General features: G+C 73.0%; 16 protein-coding genes. 9 read left to right on the forward strand and 7 right to left on the reverse strand.

The genetic code is table 11. The features are described 5' to 3' along the window. Positions 1–224: 224 nt before the first annotated feature. Positions 225–965, reverse strand: coding sequence for a helix-turn-helix transcriptional regulator (locus KBX37_RS23015; protein WP_210777990.1), 741 nt, complete (start codon positions 963–965; stop codon positions 225–227). Between the two features lie 133 nt (positions 966–1,098). Here KBX37_RS23015 and KBX37_RS23020 point away from each other — a divergent pair, with 133 nt between their 5' ends. Continuing rightward, positions 1,099–3,324 carry a family 43 glycosylhydrolase gene (locus KBX37_RS23020; protein WP_210777991.1) on the forward strand — a complete coding sequence of 742 codons (2,226 nt, stop codon included), beginning with the start codon at positions 1,099–1,101 and terminating at the stop codon, positions 3,322–3,324. Positions 3,325–3,597: 273 nt separating this feature from the next. Next, positions 3,598–4,110 carry a nuclear transport factor 2 family protein gene (locus tag KBX37_RS23025; protein ID WP_247658730.1) on the forward strand — a complete coding sequence of 171 codons (513 nt, stop codon included), beginning with the start codon at positions 3,598–3,600 and terminating at the stop codon, positions 4,108–4,110. Between the two features lie 108 nt (positions 4,111–4,218). On the opposite strand, the gene KBX37_RS23030 is transcribed toward KBX37_RS23025, so the two are convergent. Next, positions 4,219–4,650: a nuclear transport factor 2 family protein gene (locus tag KBX37_RS23030; RefSeq protein ID WP_210777993.1), complete on the reverse strand. Its 432-nt coding sequence runs from the start codon at positions 4,648–4,650 to the stop codon at positions 4,219–4,221. Between the two features lie 211 nt (positions 4,651–4,861). Here KBX37_RS23030 and KBX37_RS23035 point away from each other — a divergent pair, with 211 nt between their 5' ends. Further along, a complete protein-coding gene (locus tag KBX37_RS23035) occupies positions 4,862–5,647 on the forward strand; it encodes an SDR family NAD(P)-dependent oxidoreductase (protein WP_210777994.1) in 786 nt (261 codons plus the stop codon). A 77-nt stretch (positions 5,648–5,724) separates the two neighbouring features. Then, positions 5,725–6,264 (forward strand): biotin/lipoyl-containing protein, encoded by a 540-nt coding sequence (locus tag KBX37_RS23040; protein WP_210777995.1) that lies wholly within the window; start codon positions 5,725–5,727, stop codon positions 6,262–6,264. A 55-nt stretch (positions 6,265–6,319) separates the two neighbouring features. Here KBX37_RS23040 and KBX37_RS23045 read toward each other — a convergent pair whose 3' ends face one another. Beyond that, on the reverse strand, positions 6,320–7,102 hold the full coding sequence (locus KBX37_RS23045) for an AfsR/SARP family transcriptional regulator (RefSeq protein ID WP_210777996.1): 783 nt from the start codon (positions 7,100–7,102) through the stop codon (positions 6,320–6,322). 765 nt (positions 7,103–7,867) lie between these two features. On the opposite strand from KBX37_RS23045, the gene KBX37_RS23050 reads away from it, so the two are divergent. Next, positions 7,868–9,490, forward strand: a complete 1,623-nt coding sequence (locus tag KBX37_RS23050) for an FAD-binding oxidoreductase (RefSeq protein ID WP_210777997.1) — start codon at positions 7,868–7,870, stop codon at positions 9,488–9,490. Positions 9,491–9,574: 84 nt separating this feature from the next. On the opposite strand, the gene KBX37_RS23055 is transcribed toward KBX37_RS23050, so the two are convergent. The 4 genes from KBX37_RS23055 to KBX37_RS23070 all read right to left on the reverse strand — a co-directional run bounded on the left by KBX37_RS23055 (position 9,575) and on the right by KBX37_RS23070 (position 14,583). Then, entirely contained in the window at positions 9,575–10,924 is a 1,350-nt protein-coding gene (locus KBX37_RS23055) for an acetyl/propionyl/methylcrotonyl-CoA carboxylase subunit alpha (protein ID WP_210777998.1), read from the reverse strand. Between the two features lie 2 nt (positions 10,925–10,926). Beyond that, a complete protein-coding gene (gene accD / locus KBX37_RS23060; protein WP_256440350.1) occupies positions 10,927–12,678 on the reverse strand; it encodes an acetyl-CoA carboxylase, carboxyltransferase subunit beta in 1,752 nt (583 codons plus the stop codon). Then, positions 12,675–13,820, reverse strand: a complete 1,146-nt coding sequence (locus KBX37_RS23065; RefSeq protein ID WP_210778000.1) for a hydrolase — start codon at positions 13,818–13,820, stop codon at positions 12,675–12,677. The genes accD and KBX37_RS23065 overlap by 4 nt, the downstream gene beginning before the upstream one ends. A 139-nt stretch (positions 13,821–13,959) precedes the next feature. Then, entirely contained in the window at positions 13,960–14,583 is a 624-nt protein-coding gene (locus tag KBX37_RS23070) for a TetR/AcrR family transcriptional regulator (protein ID WP_210778001.1), read from the reverse strand. A gap of 266 nt (positions 14,584–14,849) precedes the next feature. Here KBX37_RS23070 and wrbA point away from each other — a divergent pair, with 266 nt between their 5' ends. The 4 genes from wrbA to KBX37_RS23090 all read left to right on the forward strand — a co-directional run bounded on the left by wrbA (position 14,850) and on the right by KBX37_RS23090 (position 17,997). Next, positions 14,850–15,455 carry an NAD(P)H:quinone oxidoreductase gene (wrbA, locus tag KBX37_RS23075; protein WP_210778002.1) on the forward strand — a complete coding sequence of 202 codons (606 nt, stop codon included), beginning with the start codon at positions 14,850–14,852 and terminating at the stop codon, positions 15,453–15,455. Positions 15,456–15,533: 78 nt separating this feature from the next. Next, positions 15,534–16,547 carry a DUF6081 family protein gene (locus KBX37_RS23080; protein ID WP_210778003.1) on the forward strand — a complete coding sequence of 338 codons (1,014 nt, stop codon included), beginning with the start codon at positions 15,534–15,536 and terminating at the stop codon, positions 16,545–16,547. Then, a complete protein-coding gene (locus tag KBX37_RS23085; protein WP_210778004.1) occupies positions 16,544–17,068 on the forward strand; it encodes a lipocalin-like domain-containing protein in 525 nt (174 codons plus the stop codon). Before KBX37_RS23080 ends, KBX37_RS23085 begins: the two co-directional genes overlap by 4 nt. Beyond that, positions 17,065–17,997 (forward strand): NADP-dependent oxidoreductase, encoded by a 933-nt coding sequence (locus KBX37_RS23090; RefSeq protein WP_210778005.1) that lies wholly within the window; start codon positions 17,065–17,067, stop codon positions 17,995–17,997. Before KBX37_RS23085 ends, KBX37_RS23090 begins: the two co-directional genes overlap by 4 nt. Positions 17,998–18,010: the final 13 nt, after the last annotated feature.

Consider the following 18,010-nt stretch of genomic DNA (forward strand, 5'->3'; position numbering starts at 1 on the left):
GTCTGGATCGGTGAGCACACCGCGCACGTCCGCGTGGCGGGTCACCGACCAGATGCCGCCGTCGAGGGTCGGCGGGCCGCAGGCCGGGGTGTCGGGGCCGGGTGGGATCAGGGGCGTCGGGTCGCTCATCCGCCCGATGCTAGGTGCGGGTCGCATCGGCGCCGACCGAACTCTGCCGGCCTCGGCGCACTTTTCGGGGGGCGGTGCTGGCGGCCTCGCCCGGGTCAGGCGCGTCCGCCACCGCCACCGTCGCGGCGGGGCGGCACCAGCTCGCCGGCGTCGATCCCCAGCACCTCGGGCAGCGCCGCCACGCCGGCCGGGGTCACCCGCACGCTGCGCCCGGTGCCACGCGTCGTCCAGCCCAGTTCCGCGAAGCGGCGGCACAGCGCGGCGCCGAGCGCGCCGGCCAGGTGGGGACGGCGTTCCGTCCAGTCCAGGCAGTCCCGCACCAGGGGCCGCCGGCCGCCGCGCAGCGGCGCGACGCCGAGGTCGGCCAGCCAGTCCCGGCCGGTCGGGGTGACCGCGAGACCGTCCGCGCCGTCGAGCAGGCCGCGGGCCAGCAGGGCGTCGCGCAGCCGGACGCCGAGCCGCCCGGCGAGGTGGTCGTAGCAGGTCCGGGCGTGGGCCAGGGCGGCGTCGGTGGTGGCCACGCGCAGCGATCCGGCCGGGCGCGGGGCTGGCGCCACGTGCCCGGCCAGGTCCTCGATCAGCTGGGCCACCGCCGGGCCCGCCAGCCGCAGGTAGCGGTGCCGCCCCTGGCGCTCCTCCACCAGCAGGCCGCCCCGGACCAGCCGGGTGAGATGTTCGCTGGCGGTGGAGGGGGCGACCCCGGCGGCGCGCCCCAGCTCGCCGGCCGTCCACGCCCGTCCGTCGAGCAGGGCCAGGCAGATGCCGGCCCGGGTGTCGTCGGCGAGCAGGGCGGCCAGGTCGGCGAGGCGGCGGCCGTCGGTGGGCGCAGCGGTCATCCGCCGATGGTGCCATGGCGACGGTTCGGTGACCGCCGACCCGTGCCGACGCCTTTACAACGTTGTATTCATCGTTGTAGAACTGGACGGAATGACACACCGACCACCATTCACCCCAACCGAGGCAGGTCTGATGGGTCAACTCCGCCGCGGCGGCGCGCTCGCCGCCGTACTCGGTCTGCTCCTGGCGGCGGTCGCCTCCGCGCCCGCCACCGCCGGAGCCGACACCCCCGACCGCTACCGCAACCCGCTCTCCGCCGGGTTCGCCGACACCTTCGCCGACCCCGTCGTCGTCCGCGGCGACGACGGCTTCTGGTACGCCTACGGCACCACCGACCCGCTGCGCGAGGGCGAGAAGCGGTTTCACCGGGTGCCCACCGCCCGCTCCGCCGACCTGGTCGACTGGACCTACCTCGGCGACGCCTTCGGCCCCGACCAACGCCCGCCGTACGCCACGGCCGACGCCGGCTTCTGGGCCCCCGACGTGCGCCGGGTCGGCGACCGGTGGGTCATGTACGTGACCGTCACCGACACCACCGTCTCCCCCGACGGCGGCGACTTCGCCGTCGGCGCGGCGACCGCCCCCACCCCGACCGGCCCATGGACCTTCGCCGACCAGCCCGTGGTGGCGCCCCGTCCCGGCGGCGGCGGTGGCTGGCTCTGGACCATCGACCCGTCCCAGTTCACCGACGTCGACGGCAAGCACTACCTCTACTACGGCAGCTACTACGGCGGCATCTCGGTCACCGAGCTCTCCGCCGACGGGCTGCGCGCGGTCGGCGCACCCACCCTGGTCGCCATCGACAACAAGTTCGAGGGCAGCTACGTGCTGCGCCACGACGGCTGGTACTACCTCTTCGCCTCCACCGCCAACTGCTGCGCCGGCCCGGCCACCGGCTACTCGGTCCAGGTGGGTCGCGCGACGAGCCCGCGCGGGCCGTTCGTCGACCGCGACGGCATCCCGCTGACCGCCTCCCGGGCCGGCGGCACGCCGGTGCTCACCCAGAACGGCAACCGCTGGATCGGCACCGGGCACAACGGCTTCCTCACCGACCTGTCCGGGCAGGACTGGATCGTCTACCACGCCATCGACCGGGCCGACCCGTACCTGGACGAGCCGTTCGGCATCAACGAGCGGCCGATGCTGATCGACCGCCTCGACTGGATCGACGGCTGGCCCCAGGTCAACGCCGGCGCCGGCCCGTCCGAGGGCGACCGCCGGGCGCCGGTGACCACCGCCCGGCTCGACGCCCGCTTCGACTCCCCGGCGCTGAGCGGCTGGACCGGCAGCGGCGCGTGGCGGGTCGCCGACGACCGCCTCACCGGCGCCGGCGCGCTGACCAGCCGCACGGTGACCGGCGGCGACCTGCGCGCGGAGGCCGACCTGCGGCTCACCGGCGCGGCGGCGGCCGGACTGACCGTCGGCCGGGTCGAGGTACGCCTCGACGCCGCCGCCGGCCGGCTCGTCGCCCGGGAGGCGGGCGGCGCGACGGCGAGCGCGCCCCTGCCCGCCGCTCTCGACCCCGCCGACCCGCACAACCTCGCCGTCGAGGTGCGCGGCCAGCAGCTCGTCGCCGAGCTGAGCCCGGCCCGGCTCGGTGACCAGCGCGCCGTGGTGTCGCTGCGGCTGACCCGGCCGACGGTCGGCCGGCTCACCGTCGCCGCGACCGGCGGCGCGGCGGAGTTCGACAACGTCAGCGTCGCCCGGCTGCACCGGCCCGCCCCACGGGCGGTGCCGGAGCCCCGCGTCGGCGGGGTGCTGCCGGCGTACTCCGACGAGTTCGCCGACGGCCTCGACCCGGCGTGGCGGTGGGTCCGCGAGGATCGGGCGGCGACCGTCTCCGGTGGCGCGCTGCGCTGGCCGGTGCAGGCGGCGGACCTGACCGGCACCGGCAACACCGCCGGGGTGCTGCGGCGCGACGCGCCGACCGGCGACTACGTGGTCGAGACGAAGGTGACCCTCGACCTGGGTGAGGAGACGGTCCGCAACTACCAGCAGGCCGGCCTGGTCGCGTACGTCGACGACGACCGGTTCGCCCGGCTGGCCCAGGTGGCGATCTGGAACACCCGTCAGGTCGAGTACGGCTACGAGCTGCCCTTCGCCGGCCAGCCCGTATACGGCGGGAACATCGTCGGCACCCCGGCCACCACCACCTGGCTGCGGCTGGCCCACCGGGTCGACCCGGCCACCGGCGAGCACGAGTTCCGGGCCGGGTCCAGCCGGGACGGGACGAGCTGGACGTGGGGTGGGGTGTGGACCTTCCCCGCCGACACCACCCCGCGGATCGGCCTGGTCGCGCACGGCGGCGCGCAGCCGCCGGTGACGGCGGTCTTCGACTACGTCCGCTTCCACGGATGAGTCCCCGGGCGGGTGCGCGCCGACCTCGCGCCGCACCCGCCCGGCCGGCCCTGCCCGGAGGCGGGCGCGCTTCGAGTCGGATTCGAGTCCGGTCTGGAATCCTGCATCGCGCCACAGCCGGTCCCGACTCGGCTAGAACGGAAGATGTCCACCGGCCCGTGGGCCCGGCCATCCGCGCCCGGGCAGGCGTCGACCGGCGCCGTGATCCGGAGCGCGCCGACGCACCCGACCCGGCCGCCCGACGGCTCGACATCCAGGACTCTCGAGGTGAACATGACGCAGGACTCCACCGGCACGATCCGGACGGCACCGACGCCCGACGAGGAACTCGTCGCGCTCCGGCGTGAGCTCCGGGCCCTCACCGACCACCGCGAGATCTCCGAGCTGGTGGCCCGGCTCGGCAGGTGGCTGGACGGCCGCTGCCTCGGCGACGCGGACGCGCTGTTCACGCCGGAGGCGGTCGCCGTCACGCCGGGCGGCACCGACGAGGGCCGTACCCGCCTGGTCGAGCAGGCGCAGCGGCACCACGCCCACTACCACCGGCTCCAGCACTCGATGGCGCACCTGCTCGTCGAGCAGGACGGCGACCGGGCGTCGGGGCAGGCGAACCTGACCGCCGTCTTCGTCGAGAACGACCCGCCCGCCGTCCGGGTCCTCGCCGGCGACTACCGCTTCGGCTTCGTCCGCACCGGCGGCGGCTGGCGGTTCTCCCGCCTCGAGATCCGACCCACGTGGATGTCGACCGCATCGCAGGTCGTGCTCATCCCCCCGCCCGCCGGGGCCTGACCGGTCGGACCGCCCGGGCGATGGCACGTACGGCGCCGTCAGCCCGGGCGGCACGGCCCGCCCCGCCCGGGCTGAGTGCGTCGACGGGCGACCGGCATCGTCGCCGGCTCAGAAGAGCTGGTCGTGCTCGACCTTGCGGGAGCGCAGCAGCAGACCGCCGTCCTCGCCGCGCACGATCACGTCCCGGACGACGCAGCTCGGCGCGATGTCCGGCTTACCACCCGGGCGCGTCGTGATCACCAGCGCGTAGCAGGTCGAGCGGATGCTCCCGTCGTCCTGCGGTTCGAGGTCGATCATGTTGAACCAGTGCCGGCGCTGCACCGGGTCGTTCTCGAACCGCTTGTGGAACTCGTGCAGGTCGGCGGCGATGCCGGCCCGGGTCCGGGCGGGTTCGCGTCCGGGCGTGTGACCGAACTCCGCGTCCTCGGTGAACGTCTCGGCGTAGGCCTCCAACTTGCGTTCGTCGAGCTGGCGCATCTGCCGCGCGTAGAACTGCTGGACCTCCGTGTACAGCTCGGTGAACGAGGTGGACGTCGGCATGGGTGACCTCCGGGATGGCTGGCCTGGACGGGGCACCGGACGGCGGGCCCCGGCGGCACCACGATGACCGTCCGGACTCGAATCCGGCTCGAAGGCCGGGCGCGCGGCCCGGCCTTCGACGCCCGGCTCTCCAGGCACCCTCGACCGGTGTTCGAGGACGGACGGTGATCCTCGGCGTCGTCACAGTCAGCCGTGCGGTGAAGGGGAGCCAATGTCGGAGCAGAGCCAGCGGGTGGCGATCGTGTCTGGGGCCACCAGCGGAATTGGGCTGGCGGTCGCCCGGTCGATCGCTCGCAGCGGGGCACGGGTCTACCTCTGTTCCCGCCGTGAGTCGGCGGTCGCGGACACCGTCAAGAGCCTCCAGTCGGAGGGGCTCGACGTCGACGGCCGTAGCTGCGACGTGCGGTCCGCGGCGGACGTCACGCGGTTCGTGGGCGCGGCGGTGGAGCGGTACGGGCCGATCGACGTCCTGGTCAACAACGCCGGACGCCCGGGCGGCGGCGCCACGGCAGAGATCGGCGACGAACTCTGGTTCGACGTCATCAACACCAACCTCAACAGCGTGTTCCTGATGACCAAGCAGGTCCTCACCACCGGCGGCATGTTGGCGCGGGGCTGGGGTCGCGTCATCAACATCGCCTCCACCGGCGGCAAGCAGGGTGTGGTCCACGCCGCCCCCTACTCGGCCTCGAAGCACGGCGTGGTGGGTTTCAGCAAGGCCCTCGGCCTGGAGCTGGCGAAGACCGGCATCACCGTGAACGCGGTGTGCCCCGGGTTCGTGGAGACCCCCATGGCCGAACGGGTGCGGGAGCACTACGCGGACATCTGGGGCGTCGACGAGGCCGAGACCCACGCCCGGATCACCGGACGGGTCCCGATCGGCCGCTACGTCGAGGTGGAGGAGGTCGCCGCAATGGTGTCGTACCTGATGAGCGACGGCGCCGCCGCGGTGACCGCGCAGGCGATGAACGTCTGCGGTGGGCTCGGCAACTACTGACAGGTCACGGGACACCGGTCCGGCCGGACACGGATCGAGCAGCCGGACCCGGCACGGTTTCGAGGAGAGGCACCGTCATGACGAGTGACACCACCCGGGCGCCGCACCGGCCACCGGAGGAGACGCCCGACGACCACGACCCCCGGGCGATGCGGGACATGCAGGCCGCGCTGGAACTGGTCCGCAGCAGCACCCTGGAACTGCTGACGGGCTTCGGGCGTACCCCGAGCGCCCTGCGCGTGCGGGCGGGCGGCGTGACGGTCGAGGCCGAATGGCCGGTGGAACCGACGACCGCCCACGCCGTCACCGACGCGCCCATGGCGGTGGCGGCTGCCCGTGGCTCCACACCCCTCGCCGTCGAGCCGGACGGCCACCAGGTCCGCTCGCCGGCGGTCGGGGTCCTGTTCCACGCGCCGTCACCCGGCGCCCCGCCGTTCGTCTCGGTGGGCGACACGGTGGCCCCGGGCCAGCAACTGGCGATCGTGGAGGTGATGAAGCTGATGATCCCGGTCGAGTCCACGGTGCACGGCACGGTCAGCGCGGTGCTGCACGACAACGGCGAGCCGGTGGAGTACGACGACCCGCTCTTCCTCATCAACGTCACCGAGGGCTCCTGACCGGCCCGCTCCGCCCGGTCGTCGCCATCGCGGACGACCGGGCGGGGCCGGCTGGTCACCGGGAGGCCAGTCCGGCGAGCCGGCTGTCCTCCCCCTGCAGGACGGTCAGCTGCAACCGTTGCACCTGGACGGTCGGCTCGACCCCGAGCTCACGGGCAAGGATGCCGCGCAGGTTCTGATATGCCTGCAACGCCTCCGCCCGGCGGCCCGACTCGTAGAGCACTTCGATCAACTGAGCGTGGAAGGACTCGTTGAGCGGATGGGCGGCGACGAGGGCACGCAGTTCCGCCACGAGCTCCAGGTGGCGGCCGAGCCGGCGCTCCGCGGTGATCCGCAGGTGGGTCGCCTGGAGTCGCACCTCGTCGAGGTGGGCGATGTGCGCGGCCAGCACCTCCCCGACCGCCAGACCGGCGAACGCCGGACCCCGCCAGAGGTCGAGTGCCGTGCGGAGTTCACGCAGCGCCGCCTCCGGCTCGTCGTCAACCAACAATTCACGCGCCCGATGCACGAGTCGTTCGAAGACATTCACGTCCACGTCCTGCGCCGCGATCCGCATGGCATAACCGGGCGCCCTGGTCGACACCAGGTCCTGACCGAGCGGTGACAACTCGCGCGCCAACATCCGCCGGCCGTGGTAGATGTACGTCTGAAGGGTGGTGACCGCGCTGCGCGGCGGCTTCTCGCCCCACAATTCCCTAATGAGGGTGTCGACCGCCACCGCATCGGGGCACCGAGCGATCAGCAAGGCCAGCACCTGCCCGGTTTTCGACGGGCTCACATCGATCGACCTGTCGTCATCCGTGATGATTTCCAGTGGGCCCAGAACGTTGAACCTCATAGGTACTCCCCCGTCGCTCACGGTGCTTCTGCCGTCGCTCTCGATAGACCGGAAGAACAGCCGGAAAGCGGCCTGATCCGCACCGCCCCCACGCCGGTGAGAAGTCGGGAAGTGCGGCCGATCCCCCTTGTCACGGCCATGGCCACCCCCTCGAACCAGCAAAGTGGAGGACCCTCCACTTCCCGCTACTGGGCGCCAGTTTACACATGCTCGCCACTTCTCAGGGCCAGCTGTTTCCCGATCACCGAGGGCCCGGCAGGGGACTGTTTCCGCAGGAAGAGGCGCGATTTCTTGGCCCCGGGCGGGGTGATTGCCTAACTGTGACGAAGCGCACTGTCACATCGATGTCTGTATCCATCAGATATCGCGTCCCGACATACGTAAAGAAGGGGAGGATTCGGACACCGGATTCCCTTTCATCGTCAGCTATTCACCACATCAACGAAGTGGTGACGGAAAACCAACAGGACTCCCCCATTCGGGTGATCACATCGGACCTTCCGACGCTGTTTCGGAATTGACGTCGCGAATACCGTATTGATTGCGGCTCAGTGTTCCGACAGCACCCGATGCGCGGGACCGGGCGAGCATCCACGGGGGTGGAATTCGGCACTCGTTCTTGGCCCGATCCGGGCCGACGGGCCTCACGTGCGCCGGAAATCACGCGCGAACTCCGCGTCTCTTCCCGAACGGTCCGCCCGTCGCGATCTTCCGGTCCCGCCGGACACGTCCGCGCACCCGAGAATGCGAATGGGAAGGAACGGCATGGCACACATCAGCAGGAGAAGCCTGCTCAGCGGGACCGCCGCGGTCGCGGGTACCGCCGTGGCGGGTATGGCCACGGGAGCACCCGCGCAGGCCGCCACGACCACCACGACCACCACGACGCCCACGCTGACGGTCACCCCGGGCGACCCGCGCTACCCCGACCTCGTCGTCGGCAACAACCAGCGGTGGGTCGCGACGCCCGACGCCGTACGGCTGGTCACCTCGTCCGCCCAGGTGCTGCAGGCGGTGCAGGAGGCGGTCGACGCCGGCAAGCGGGTCTCGGTGCGCAGCGGCGGGCACTGCTACGCGGACTTCGTCTACCACTCCGCCAGCAAGGTCGTCATCGACATGTCGGCGATGAACCGGATCTCCTACGACCAGCACCGCCAGGCCTTCGCGGTGGAGCCCGGGGCCCTGCTCATCGCCGTGTACGAGACGCTGCAGAAGGGCTGGAACGTCACCCTGCCCGCCGGCGTCTGCCCGACCGTGGGCATCGGCGGACACGCCACCGGCGGCGGCTACGGACTGCTCTCCCGCAGCCACGGGGTCGTCGCCGACCACATCGAGGCGGTCGAGATGGTCGTCGTCGACGCGAACCGCGTCGCGCGGCTCGTGGTCGCCTCCCGCGCCTCCACCGACCCGAACCGGGACCTGTGGTGGGCGTGCGCGGGCGGCGGAGGCGGCAACTTCGGCATCATCACCCGCTACTGGTTCCGCTCGCCGAACGCCTCCGGCACCATCCCCGGCCAGCAGCTGCCCCGTCCGCCGCGCGAGGTGCTCGTCAGCAACGTGCCGGTGCCCTGGGTGGCCCTCGACCAGGCCAGGTTCACCACCCTCGTGCGCAACTTCGGCACCTGGTACGCGCAGAACGCCAGCGCCGACTCCCCGTACACCGCGCTGTCCGGGGTGGCGTTCATCCCGCACCGGTCCGCCGGGGGCATGGGGCTGCTGACCCAGATCGACGCGGCCGTGCCCGACGCCGAGCGGCTGCTCGCCGACTACCTCGCCGCCGTCACCCGGGACACCGGTATCACCGCCCCGTACCCGCCCCGGCGGCTGCGGTGGCTGGCGGCCACCCGGCTCATCGGCACCAGCAACCCGGCCACCATGCTGGACCCGACGATGCGCAGCGCGGTGAAGTCGGCGTACCTGCGCCGCAGCTTCACCGACACCCAGATCGCGGCCCTCTGGCGGAACCTGACCCGCCAGGACTACGCGAACCCCAACGCGACCCTCCAGCTCACCGGGGTCGCCGGCGGCAAGGTCAACAGGGTGCCGACCACCGCCACCGCGTACCCGCACCGCAACTCGGCGTTCCTGGCCCTCTACGAGAACTTCTGGATCAACCCGGCGGAGGACGCCCAGCACGTCGACTGGCTCCGCGACATCTACGGCCAGACGTTCGCCGCCACCGGCGGTTACCCGGTGCCGAACGACCAGACCGACGGTTGCTACATCAACTCGCCGGACATGGACATCCGCGATCCCGAGATCAACCGCTCCGGCGTACCGTGGTCGACCCTCTACTACAAGGAGAACTACCCCCGGTTGCAGCAGGTGAAGGCCCGCTGGGATCCGACGAACTTCTTCCGGCACTCGCAGTCGATCACGCTGCCCTGACGCGATCGGCGCCGGCCCCGAGAGGGGCCGGCGCCGAGAGCCGCGCCACGAGACGGCGGCGCCGGACCGGGTCCGGCGCCGCCGTTACCGTCGGTCCGTCAGCTGGTCGACAAGGGCCGTGGTGTGCGTGGCGGTCCGGAACCGGGGATCGTCGAGCACCTGACGCAGGAAGTCCACCGTGGTGTGCAGGCGGGGCCCGGAGATGCGGAACTCGGCCAGGGACCGCAGCATGCGCGCGATGGCCTCGTCGCGGCGGGGCGCCCAGACCACCAGCTTGGCCAGCAGCGAGTCGTAGTTCGGCGGCACCTCGTAGCCGGCGTGCACATGGGAATCGACCCGGACGAACGGGCCGCCGGGCGGCACGAACTCCGTCACCAGGCCGGGCGCCGGGGCGAAGTCCCGCGCCGGGTCCTCCGCGTTGATCCGGCACTCGATCGCCACCCCGCGGGGCCGGACGTCGTCCTGCGTGAACGCGAGCGGCTCACCCGCGGCGATCTTGATCTGCTCCCGCACCAGGTCGATGCCGGTCGCCATCTCCGTCACCGGGTGCTCCACCTGGATGCGGCAGTTGACCTCCATGAAGTAGTAGCTGCCGTCGGGGTCGACCAGGAACTCGAAGGTGCCGGCGCCGACGTAACCGGCCGCGAGCGCGCCGTCGACGGCGGATCGTCCCATCCGCTCGGTGAGGTCGACGGGCAGCTCCGGCGCCGGCGTCTCCTCCACCAGTTTCTGGTGGCGTCGCTGCACGGTGCAGTCCCGCTCCCCCAGGTGCACGGCGTGACCGTACCGGTCGCAGAGCACCTGGACCTCCACGTGCCGGGCGTCGCGGAGGTACTTCTCGACATACACCCGGCCGTCGCCGAACAGCATCTGAGCCGTGGCCTGGGTCCTGCGGTACTCGTCGAGGAAGCTGTCCCGGTCGTGGACGACCTGCATGCCGCGGCCGCCACCCCCCGCGGCGGCCTTGACGATGACGGGGAATCCGATCGTCGCCGCCAGTTCCTCGGCCGCCTCGGGGCTCAGCGGGTGGACGCTGCCCGGCAGCAGCGGCAGGCCGGCGCGGGTCATCAGGGCCCGGGCCGAGGTCTTGTCGCCCAGCTCCGCCATCACGGAGGCGGGCGGACCGATCAGGGTGACGCCGAGCGATTCGCACGCGTCGGCGAAGTCCGGTGACTCGGAGAGGAACCCGTACCCGGGATGGATGGCGTCGGCGCCCGACTGCTCGGCGGCCTGGAGCACGGCGGCCGCGTTGAGGTAGCTGCGGGTGGGCGGCGCCGGACCGATCTGCACCGCCTGGTCGGCGAGCTGGACGACGGCCGAGTCACGGTCCCGGGTGGAGTGCACGGCGACCGTCGGGATCCCGAGCTCTTTGCAGCAACGGGCGATCCGCAGGGCGATCTCGCCCCGGTTGGCGATCAGGATCTTCTTGAACATGCTCAATGCACCTCTCCGCTGATCGTCAACAGCTCCGCCTCCACGGTCACGGCCGAACCGAACTGGCGGAAGCGGGCCCGCCGATCGGCGCCGAGCTGGTTGGGGGCGAGCGCGCCCAGCTCGTGCAGGCTCGCCCGAAGGGCTGCGCCGAGCAGCTCGGCCGCACGCAGCGGGTCCGCCCCCGTGCCGCCCGCCGGCTCGACCAGTACGCCGTCGACCACACCGAGGCGCAGCAGCTCCCGGGCGTCCAGCCCGAGCGCCGCGGCGGCACGCGGGGCCGCGGCGGGGTCCTTCCAGACGATCGCGGCGCAGCCCTCCGGGCTGATCACCGAGTAGACGCTGCTCGAGAACATCAGCACCCGGTTGGCCACCGCGAGGCCGAGCGCGCCACCGCTGCCACCCTCCCCGATGATCACCGTCACCACCGGCACCGACAGGAAGGCCATCAGGCGCAGGTTCTCGGCGATCGCCACCGCCTGGCCCTGCTCCTCGGCGTCCGCTCCTGGATAGGCGCCGGGAGTGTCCACGAGCGTGACGATCGGCAGGTCCAGCTTCTCGGCCAGACGCATCAGCCGGGCCGCCTTCCGGTAGCCGGCCGGCACCGGCATGCCGAAGTTGCGGCGCATCAGCTCGGCCGGGTCGTGCCCCTTCTGCTGGCCGAGCACCAGCACCGGCCGGCCGTCCAGCCACGCGGTTCCACCCACCACCGCTGGACAGTCGCCGGAGATCCGGTCCCCGTGCAGCTCCTGGAAGTCGGTGAAGGCGAGGGACAGGTAGTCCAGCGTCGTCGGCCGGGTGAGGTCCCGCGCCTGGGAGACGTGCCGCCACGGGTCCGGCTCGGGCAGCGCACGGTGGTCACGGACGACCGGGTCCGCCGGCGCGGGGCCTCCGGAGCGCACGCCGGTGAAGGTGGCCGCGCGCAGCAGCCGGCCCAGTTCCTGGCGCAGTCGCCCCCGCTCGACGATCATGTCGATCATCCCGCGGGCCAGCAGGAACTCGGCCGTCTGGAACCCCTCGGGCAGGACCTGGCGGATGGTCTGCTCGATGACCCGGCGACCGGCGAAGCCCAGCCGGGCCCCCGGCTCGGCGACGATCACGTCGGCGAGCGTCGCGAAGGAGGCGGCCACCCCGCCGTACGTCGGGTCGGTGATCACCGAGACGGTCAGCACACCGGCCCGGTCCAGGGCGCCCAGCGCGGCGCTGGTCTTGGCCATCTGCATGAGCGACAGCGCCCCCTCCTGCATCCGCGCGCCGCCCGAGGCCGTCACGATGATCAGCGGGGTGTGCTCGGCCAGCGCCGTCTCGGCGGCGATGGTGATCAGCTCGCCGACGGCGCTGCCGAGGCTGCCGCCGAGGAAGCGGAAGTCCATCACCGCCATGATCGTCGGGACACCCTCCACCGTGGCCCGGGCGCAGAGCACCGCCTCGTTCAGTCCGGTGCGGGCGCGGGCGTCGGCGAGCCGGTCGGCGTAGGGCACCCGGTCGACGAAGCGCAGCGGGTCACTGCTGGTCACCGTGACGGCCAGCGGCTCGTAGCGCCCCTCGTCGGCCAGCATCCCGAGCCGCTGCTCGGCGGTGAGCGGCAGGTGCAGGCCGCATTCGGGGCAGACCCGGTGGTTGCGGATCAGGCGCTTGCCGTAGACGGGGGTGCGGCAACCCCGGCACAGCAGCCAGTCGGTGTCGGTGGAAACAGCTGTGGTGCGGGACATGTGTTCTCCTCGCGACGAAAGCCGATCGGCGGGCGCAGGGCTCAGATCTTGAACACCTGGTCCGCGTAGGCGCTGGCGGCGGGCGGGAACTGCAGCGCCACGTGACTGCTGGCGGTGTTGACGTCACGCCAGGCGCGCTGCATCGGGCTGCTGGTCGCGTGCCCGGACGTGCCGGCCGCCCGGAACAGCCGGTTGACCGCCTCGACGAGCAGGTCCATGGCGAGCGAGCAGTCCCGCAGGTTGCGGCTGGTCTCCAGCGGGGTGATGCCGGCGCCCTGGTCGGCGGCGGCGGCCGCCCGTTCCAGCAGCAGCTCCGCGGCGTCGATCTCGCCGGCGGTCCGGGCGAGGGTGACGTCCTGCTCGACGCGCCGCGGCGGCACCGGGCCGGACCCGGCGGCGGCGGAGCGGATCTTCTCGGTGACGTGGGCGGTCCAGGCCCGTTCCATCCCGCGCGCCGCGCCGAGCACGGGGGCGACGAACGACAGCCCGTTGACCGCCGGCAGCGGCACCACGTGACAGGGCTCGGTGGAGGCGGCCGCGGCGCCGGTGAACAGGTGCGCGCGGTCGAAGGACCTGGCGTCCGGGACGAGGACGTCCCGCACGACGACGGTGTTGCTCCCGGTCGCGCCCATCCCCACGTTGAACCAGGTGTCGGTGATTTCGTAGGCGGCGCGCGGCACGGCGAACACCCGCGCCGCCGGCGGGCCGTCGGCGGGGACCTGGCCGCAGAGCAGCGCCCAGTCCGCGAAACCCACGGCACTGATGTAGGCCCACCCCCCGGAGAGCCGCCAGCCACCGGAGACCGGCTCGGCACGGCCGGTCGGGCTCAGCGACCCCACCACCACCGCGTCGGGACCGTCCGCCCACACCTCCGCCTGGCCCTCGGCCGGGAGCAGCCCCGCCATCCGGCCGAGGTTCGCCACCAGGGAGGCGCACCAGGCCGTCGCCGTGCAGGCCTCGCCGATCCGGGCGACGGCTCGGGTCAGGTCGGTGAAGGTGCCGGCGTTGCCGCCGTGTCGGGTCGGCGCGAAGTGACGCGCGAACCCGGCGTCGATCAGGGCGTGCACGACGTCCGGGTCGAGCCGGCGGTCGGCCTCGGACGCAGCGGCGCAGCGCGCCGCCACCGCGGCGAGGTCCGCCACCGCGGTGGGCGTGAGACGCGTGGCCGGTGAACTCTGCTCGCGCATGGTGGATGCCTCCTCGGTCCGGGCGGGACATCCGACGGCGCGGTCGGCGGGGGTGGTTGGTCCCGCCGCCGTGCCGTGTCCCGCTGGTGACCATCGCCGGGGTCGGTCGAAGACGACTCGACCCCGGCTGGAGCACCGACTACAGGCCCAGGCCCAGGAGGTCGTCGAGGCCGGATTTGATCGCGTCGACTGCGAACCCGCGCTCCCGCCGCTGGAAGGTCAGGAACGTGGCGGAGAGGGGGGCCAGCAGCGCCGCGGCCACGAAGTGGGCGTCCACCCCGGGCCGGGCGAGGCCGAGCAGCGTGACCAGGTGGATGTGGTAGATGGTGTAGGGGCCACTGGTGAACCGGGCCGTCGGCGAGCTGGTCTCGGCGGCGACCAGCAGTTCCCGCTGCGCCTCGACCCGGTCGACGAGCGCGTGCAGGAACGCGCGGACGCGCTCGGCGGGCGGTCCGCCGGGGCCCAGCGGCGGCGGGCCCTGCATGAAGGCGGACTGGAACTGCCGCTCCTCCTCGTCCAGCAGGGCGAAGATCAGCCCGGCCCGGTCACCGAACCGGCGGTAGACCGTGCCCACGCCCACCCCGGCCACCCGGGCCACCTCGTCGAGCGACAGGGCGGTGATGCCGGCTTGGGACACGATCCCCGCCGCCGCCGTCAGGATCTTGCGCCGGTTCCGCGCGGCGTCGGCGCGCTCGACCGGTCGACCGGCGATCGGCAGGCTGAGCGCCACGGGTGTCCGCTCGGCCGGAGGTTGTTCGGCCACCTTTGGCCCCTCCCTCGGTCGGCGCCGACCGGTGCCACCCGGGGCGCGGGTTGCTCCATTGTGCCGGTGCTGGGGGAAAACCACTCGCCGGACCCGACCACCGCCGATCGGAGGACGCCCGATCGGGCGACGGACCGGACGGCAGGACGAGGGTCGTTGCACGCACGCGCCACGACGGTTACTCTCGGCACAAACGGAGGGGGTTCCGCTTAGCTTCGCGTGCTCCCCGCCGACCTCTCCCTCGCGTCGACAGCGGAAGGACGCCCATGACCACGAAGGTCGCCGTCATCTACTACTCCTCCACCGGCAACGTGCACGCCCTCGCGCAGGCCCTCGCCGAGGGCGCCGCCAAGGCCGGTGCGGAGGTACGCCTCCGTCGGGTCCCGGAGCTGGCCCCGGACGCTGCGATCGACAGCAACCCGGCGTGGCGGGCACACCTCACCGCCACCGCCGACGTCGAGGTCGCCACCCACGACGACCTGCGCTGGGCGGACGCCTACGCCTTCGGCACCCCGACCCGTTACGGCAACGTCTCCGCGCAGCTCAAGCAGTTCCTCGACGGCACCGGTCAGCTCTGGGCCGCCGGTGAACTGTCCGGGAAGGCCGCGACGGCCTTCACCAGCGCGGGCAACATGCAGGGCGGCAACGAGTCGACCCTGCTCGCGCTCTACAACACGATGTACCACTGGGGCTGCCTGATCGTCCCGCCCGGCTACACCGACCCGAGCGTCTACGCCGCCCACGGCAACCCGTACGGCACGGGCCACGCCGGCGGCAGCGGCCTGCCGGGCGAGCAGGTGCTCGCCGCCGCCAACTACCAGGGGCACCGGCTGGCCACGGTCGGCGCCCGGCTGCTCGGCTCCGCCGTCTGACCCCCGCCGTCTGACCCCCGCCGCCCGCACGTCGCACGGATCACCGTCGACGGACACCCCCGGCACGAGGGAGCACCCATGACAGACGTGGCACCGGCCCGGTCCATCGCGGAGGTTCCGCCTGGCCGCCTCTTCCACGACGAGTTCCACGACGGATTCCGCACCACCGGGCCGGACGCACGGTGGTTCCACACCACCGCCGGCCCGCACGTCGCCGACGACGGCACGGTGCACACCTCGGCCGAAGGGCTGCGGGTGGTCTCCGGAGGGCCCGAGGGACGCCCGGTCTTCACCCGCACCGTCGCCCAGGACACCACGCAGGGCGCGGTCCCCGGCGTCCTCGACCACGTCAAGTGGCTCGTCTACACGACCCACCGGACGACGGACGGCACCCCGGGCTTCGAGGTACCGGCCGGACAGGTCCTCACCGGCACGGCCGTGGTGTCCGGACGCACCCACGGCACCACCGGGCACCCCTTCGGTGACCAGGTCACCGACCCGGAGGACGACCTCCGGCTCGCCTCGACGGGGATCAACGCCGTCGATCCGGAGACGTACGTCATCTTCGACTTCCTGCTGACCAACCGGCGGGTGTACGCCTTCTACGAACGCCTCCCGTTCGCCCGCGCCGAACTGGGCCACTACGCGGCGTTCTCGTACGGCGTGCCGGTGGCCGACCGGTCACCGGAGGACGAGCACGAGCTCGTCCTCTCGTACGACCGGGACGCGGGCGTCGCCCGCTGGCACCTCGACGGGCGGGAGGTGTTCCGGGTCGACCGGATCGGTCACCACCTGCCCGGCCGGGAGCACCTGATGCTCGACCACGGCGGCACCGAGGCCCTGGTCGTGCCCCGTCAGCTGAACTTCGGCATGGGGATGCTCACCCTGCTCGACGGCGCCCTGCCCGGGCACTCCCCCGTCGGCCTGGTCCGGCTGGTGGGTGACCCCGCCTTCTACGTCGATCCGGTGGCCGGCGAGCCGACCCCCCAGCGCTTCGTCGACGAGGCGAGCCGCCCGGCCAGCCGGCTCTTCGGTCAGGGGGCGGAGCTGTCGGTCCGCCGCTACACGGTGCAGCGCGGTCCGGCCCGATGACCGGGGCCGACACCGCCTCCCGACCCGCGACGCCGGTCCCGGTGGGGATGTTGGCGGGCGTGTGGCATCTCGTCTCCTACTTCGACCTGGACGACGAGGGACGCCGGTCGCCGGGCCCGCTGGGCGCGGCGCCGGCCGGTGTCCTCGTCTACACCGCTGACGGGCACATGTCGGTCAGCATGATGCGCACCGACCCTCGCCCCGCCGGTCCCCCGTCCGGGGTGGCCGGGCGGGACGAGACGTTCATGGGGTACGCCGGCAGCTGGCGGCTGGTGGGCGACGAGATCCGCCACACCGTCCTGGTCAGCGCCCACCCGCACATGGTCGGCACCGAACTCGTCCGCGAGGCGGCCCTGGAGGGCGACCTGCTCGTCCTGCACGGCACGTCGCTGATCTCGGGACGCGCGCAGCGACGCGTACTCACCTGGCGGCGCGCCGCGCCGCCGCACCCGCCCGCCCCGCCGGTGCGGGCGACAACCACCGGTGCCACCGGCACCTCGGAAGGAAGCCGATCGACATGAAGGCCCTCATCGCACAGTCCTACGGACCCGTCGACCAGCTCCTGGTCGCCGAACTGCCGAAGCCCGACCCCGCACCGGGCCAGATCCTGATCCGGTTGCGGGCGGCGGCGCTCAACCCGCTCGACGTCAAGCTCGCCACCGGCGCCATGAAGGAGATCATGCCGGTCCGGCACCCGTTCGTGCTCGGCCTGGACGCGGCCGGCACCGTCGAGGCGGTCGGTGACGGGGTGACCCGTTTCCGCCCCGGCGACGAGGTGATCGCCTTCACCCACCCGGTCGGCGGCGCCGTCGCGGAGTACGCGTTGGCGCTGGACGGGCCCGAGGTGGTGGCCCGGCCGCAGGCGCTGGGCCCGGTCGCCGCCGCGGCGCTGCCGGTCGCCGCGATGACCGCGGCGAACATCGTCGAACTGGCCGATCCGGCACCGGATTCCACGATGCTCGTCGTCGGCGCCACCGGCGGGGTGGGTTCGTTCGTCGTGCAGCTCGCCGCGCAGGCCGGCGTCCGGGTGCTGGCCACCGCCCGGCCGGACGAGGTCGACTACGTCCGCGGTCTCGGCGCCGCAGAGGCGATCGACTACACCGCCGCGGACACCGTGGAGGAGACCCTCCGGGCGCAGCCCGGCGGGGTGGACGTCGTGGTCGACCTGATCAACGCCGGGCCGGGGCTCGCCGCCACGGCGGCGGCGGTCCGGCCCGGTGGGCGCCTGGTGTCGCCGGCCGGCGGCCCGCCCGCCTTCGAGCGGGACGTCACGGCCGCCTACGCGCACATCGAGGCGAGCGAGGGGCTGCTGCAGCGCCTCGTCGACCGGGCGGCCGACGGCGGGCTCGCGGTGGAGGTCGGCGCGACGTACCCGTTCGCCGAGGCGCAGCAGGCGGTGGCCGACTTCGTCGGCAAGCACACCCGGGGCAAGTTCGTCGTCACCTTCTGAGCGACCACGCTCC

This window comes from Micromonospora sp. U56 (genome assembly GCF_018070095.1).
Taxonomy (GTDB): Bacteria; Actinomycetota; Actinomycetes; order Mycobacteriales; family Micromonosporaceae; genus Micromonospora; species Micromonospora purpureochromogenes.

Coding starts and splice junctions, on each gene's coding strand:
- KBX37_RS23015 (WP_210777990.1), bottom strand. CDS start 965: ATGACCGCTGCGCCCACCGACGGCCGCCGCCTCGCCGACCTGGCCGCC.
- KBX37_RS23020 (WP_210777991.1), top strand. CDS start 1,099: ATGGGTCAACTCCGCCGCGGCGGCGCGCTCGCCGCCGTACTCGGTCTG.
- KBX37_RS23025 (WP_247658730.1), top strand. CDS start 3,598: ATGACGCAGGACTCCACCGGCACGATCCGGACGGCACCGACGCCCGAC.
- KBX37_RS23030 (WP_210777993.1), bottom strand. CDS start 4,650: ATGCCGACGTCCACCTCGTTCACCGAGCTGTACACGGAGGTCCAGCAG.
- KBX37_RS23035 (WP_210777994.1), top strand. CDS start 4,862: ATGTCGGAGCAGAGCCAGCGGGTGGCGATCGTGTCTGGGGCCACCAGC.
- KBX37_RS23040 (WP_210777995.1), top strand. CDS start 5,725: ATGACGAGTGACACCACCCGGGCGCCGCACCGGCCACCGGAGGAGACG.
- KBX37_RS23045 (WP_210777996.1), bottom strand. CDS start 7,102: ATGAGGTTCAACGTTCTGGGCCCACTGGAAATCATCACGGATGACGAC.
- KBX37_RS23050 (WP_210777997.1), top strand. CDS start 7,868: ATGGCACACATCAGCAGGAGAAGCCTGCTCAGCGGGACCGCCGCGGTC.
- KBX37_RS23055 (WP_210777998.1), bottom strand. CDS start 10,924: ATGTTCAAGAAGATCCTGATCGCCAACCGGGGCGAGATCGCCCTGCGG.
- KBX37_RS23065 (WP_210778000.1), bottom strand. CDS start 13,820: ATGCGCGAGCAGAGTTCACCGGCCACGCGTCTCACGCCCACCGCGGTG.
- wrbA (WP_210778002.1), top strand. CDS start 14,850: ATGACCACGAAGGTCGCCGTCATCTACTACTCCTCCACCGGCAACGTG.
- KBX37_RS23080 (WP_210778003.1), top strand. CDS start 15,534: ATGACAGACGTGGCACCGGCCCGGTCCATCGCGGAGGTTCCGCCTGGC.
- KBX37_RS23085 (WP_210778004.1), top strand. CDS start 16,544: ATGACCGGGGCCGACACCGCCTCCCGACCCGCGACGCCGGTCCCGGTG.
- KBX37_RS23090 (WP_210778005.1), top strand. CDS start 17,065: ATGAAGGCCCTCATCGCACAGTCCTACGGACCCGTCGACCAGCTCCTG.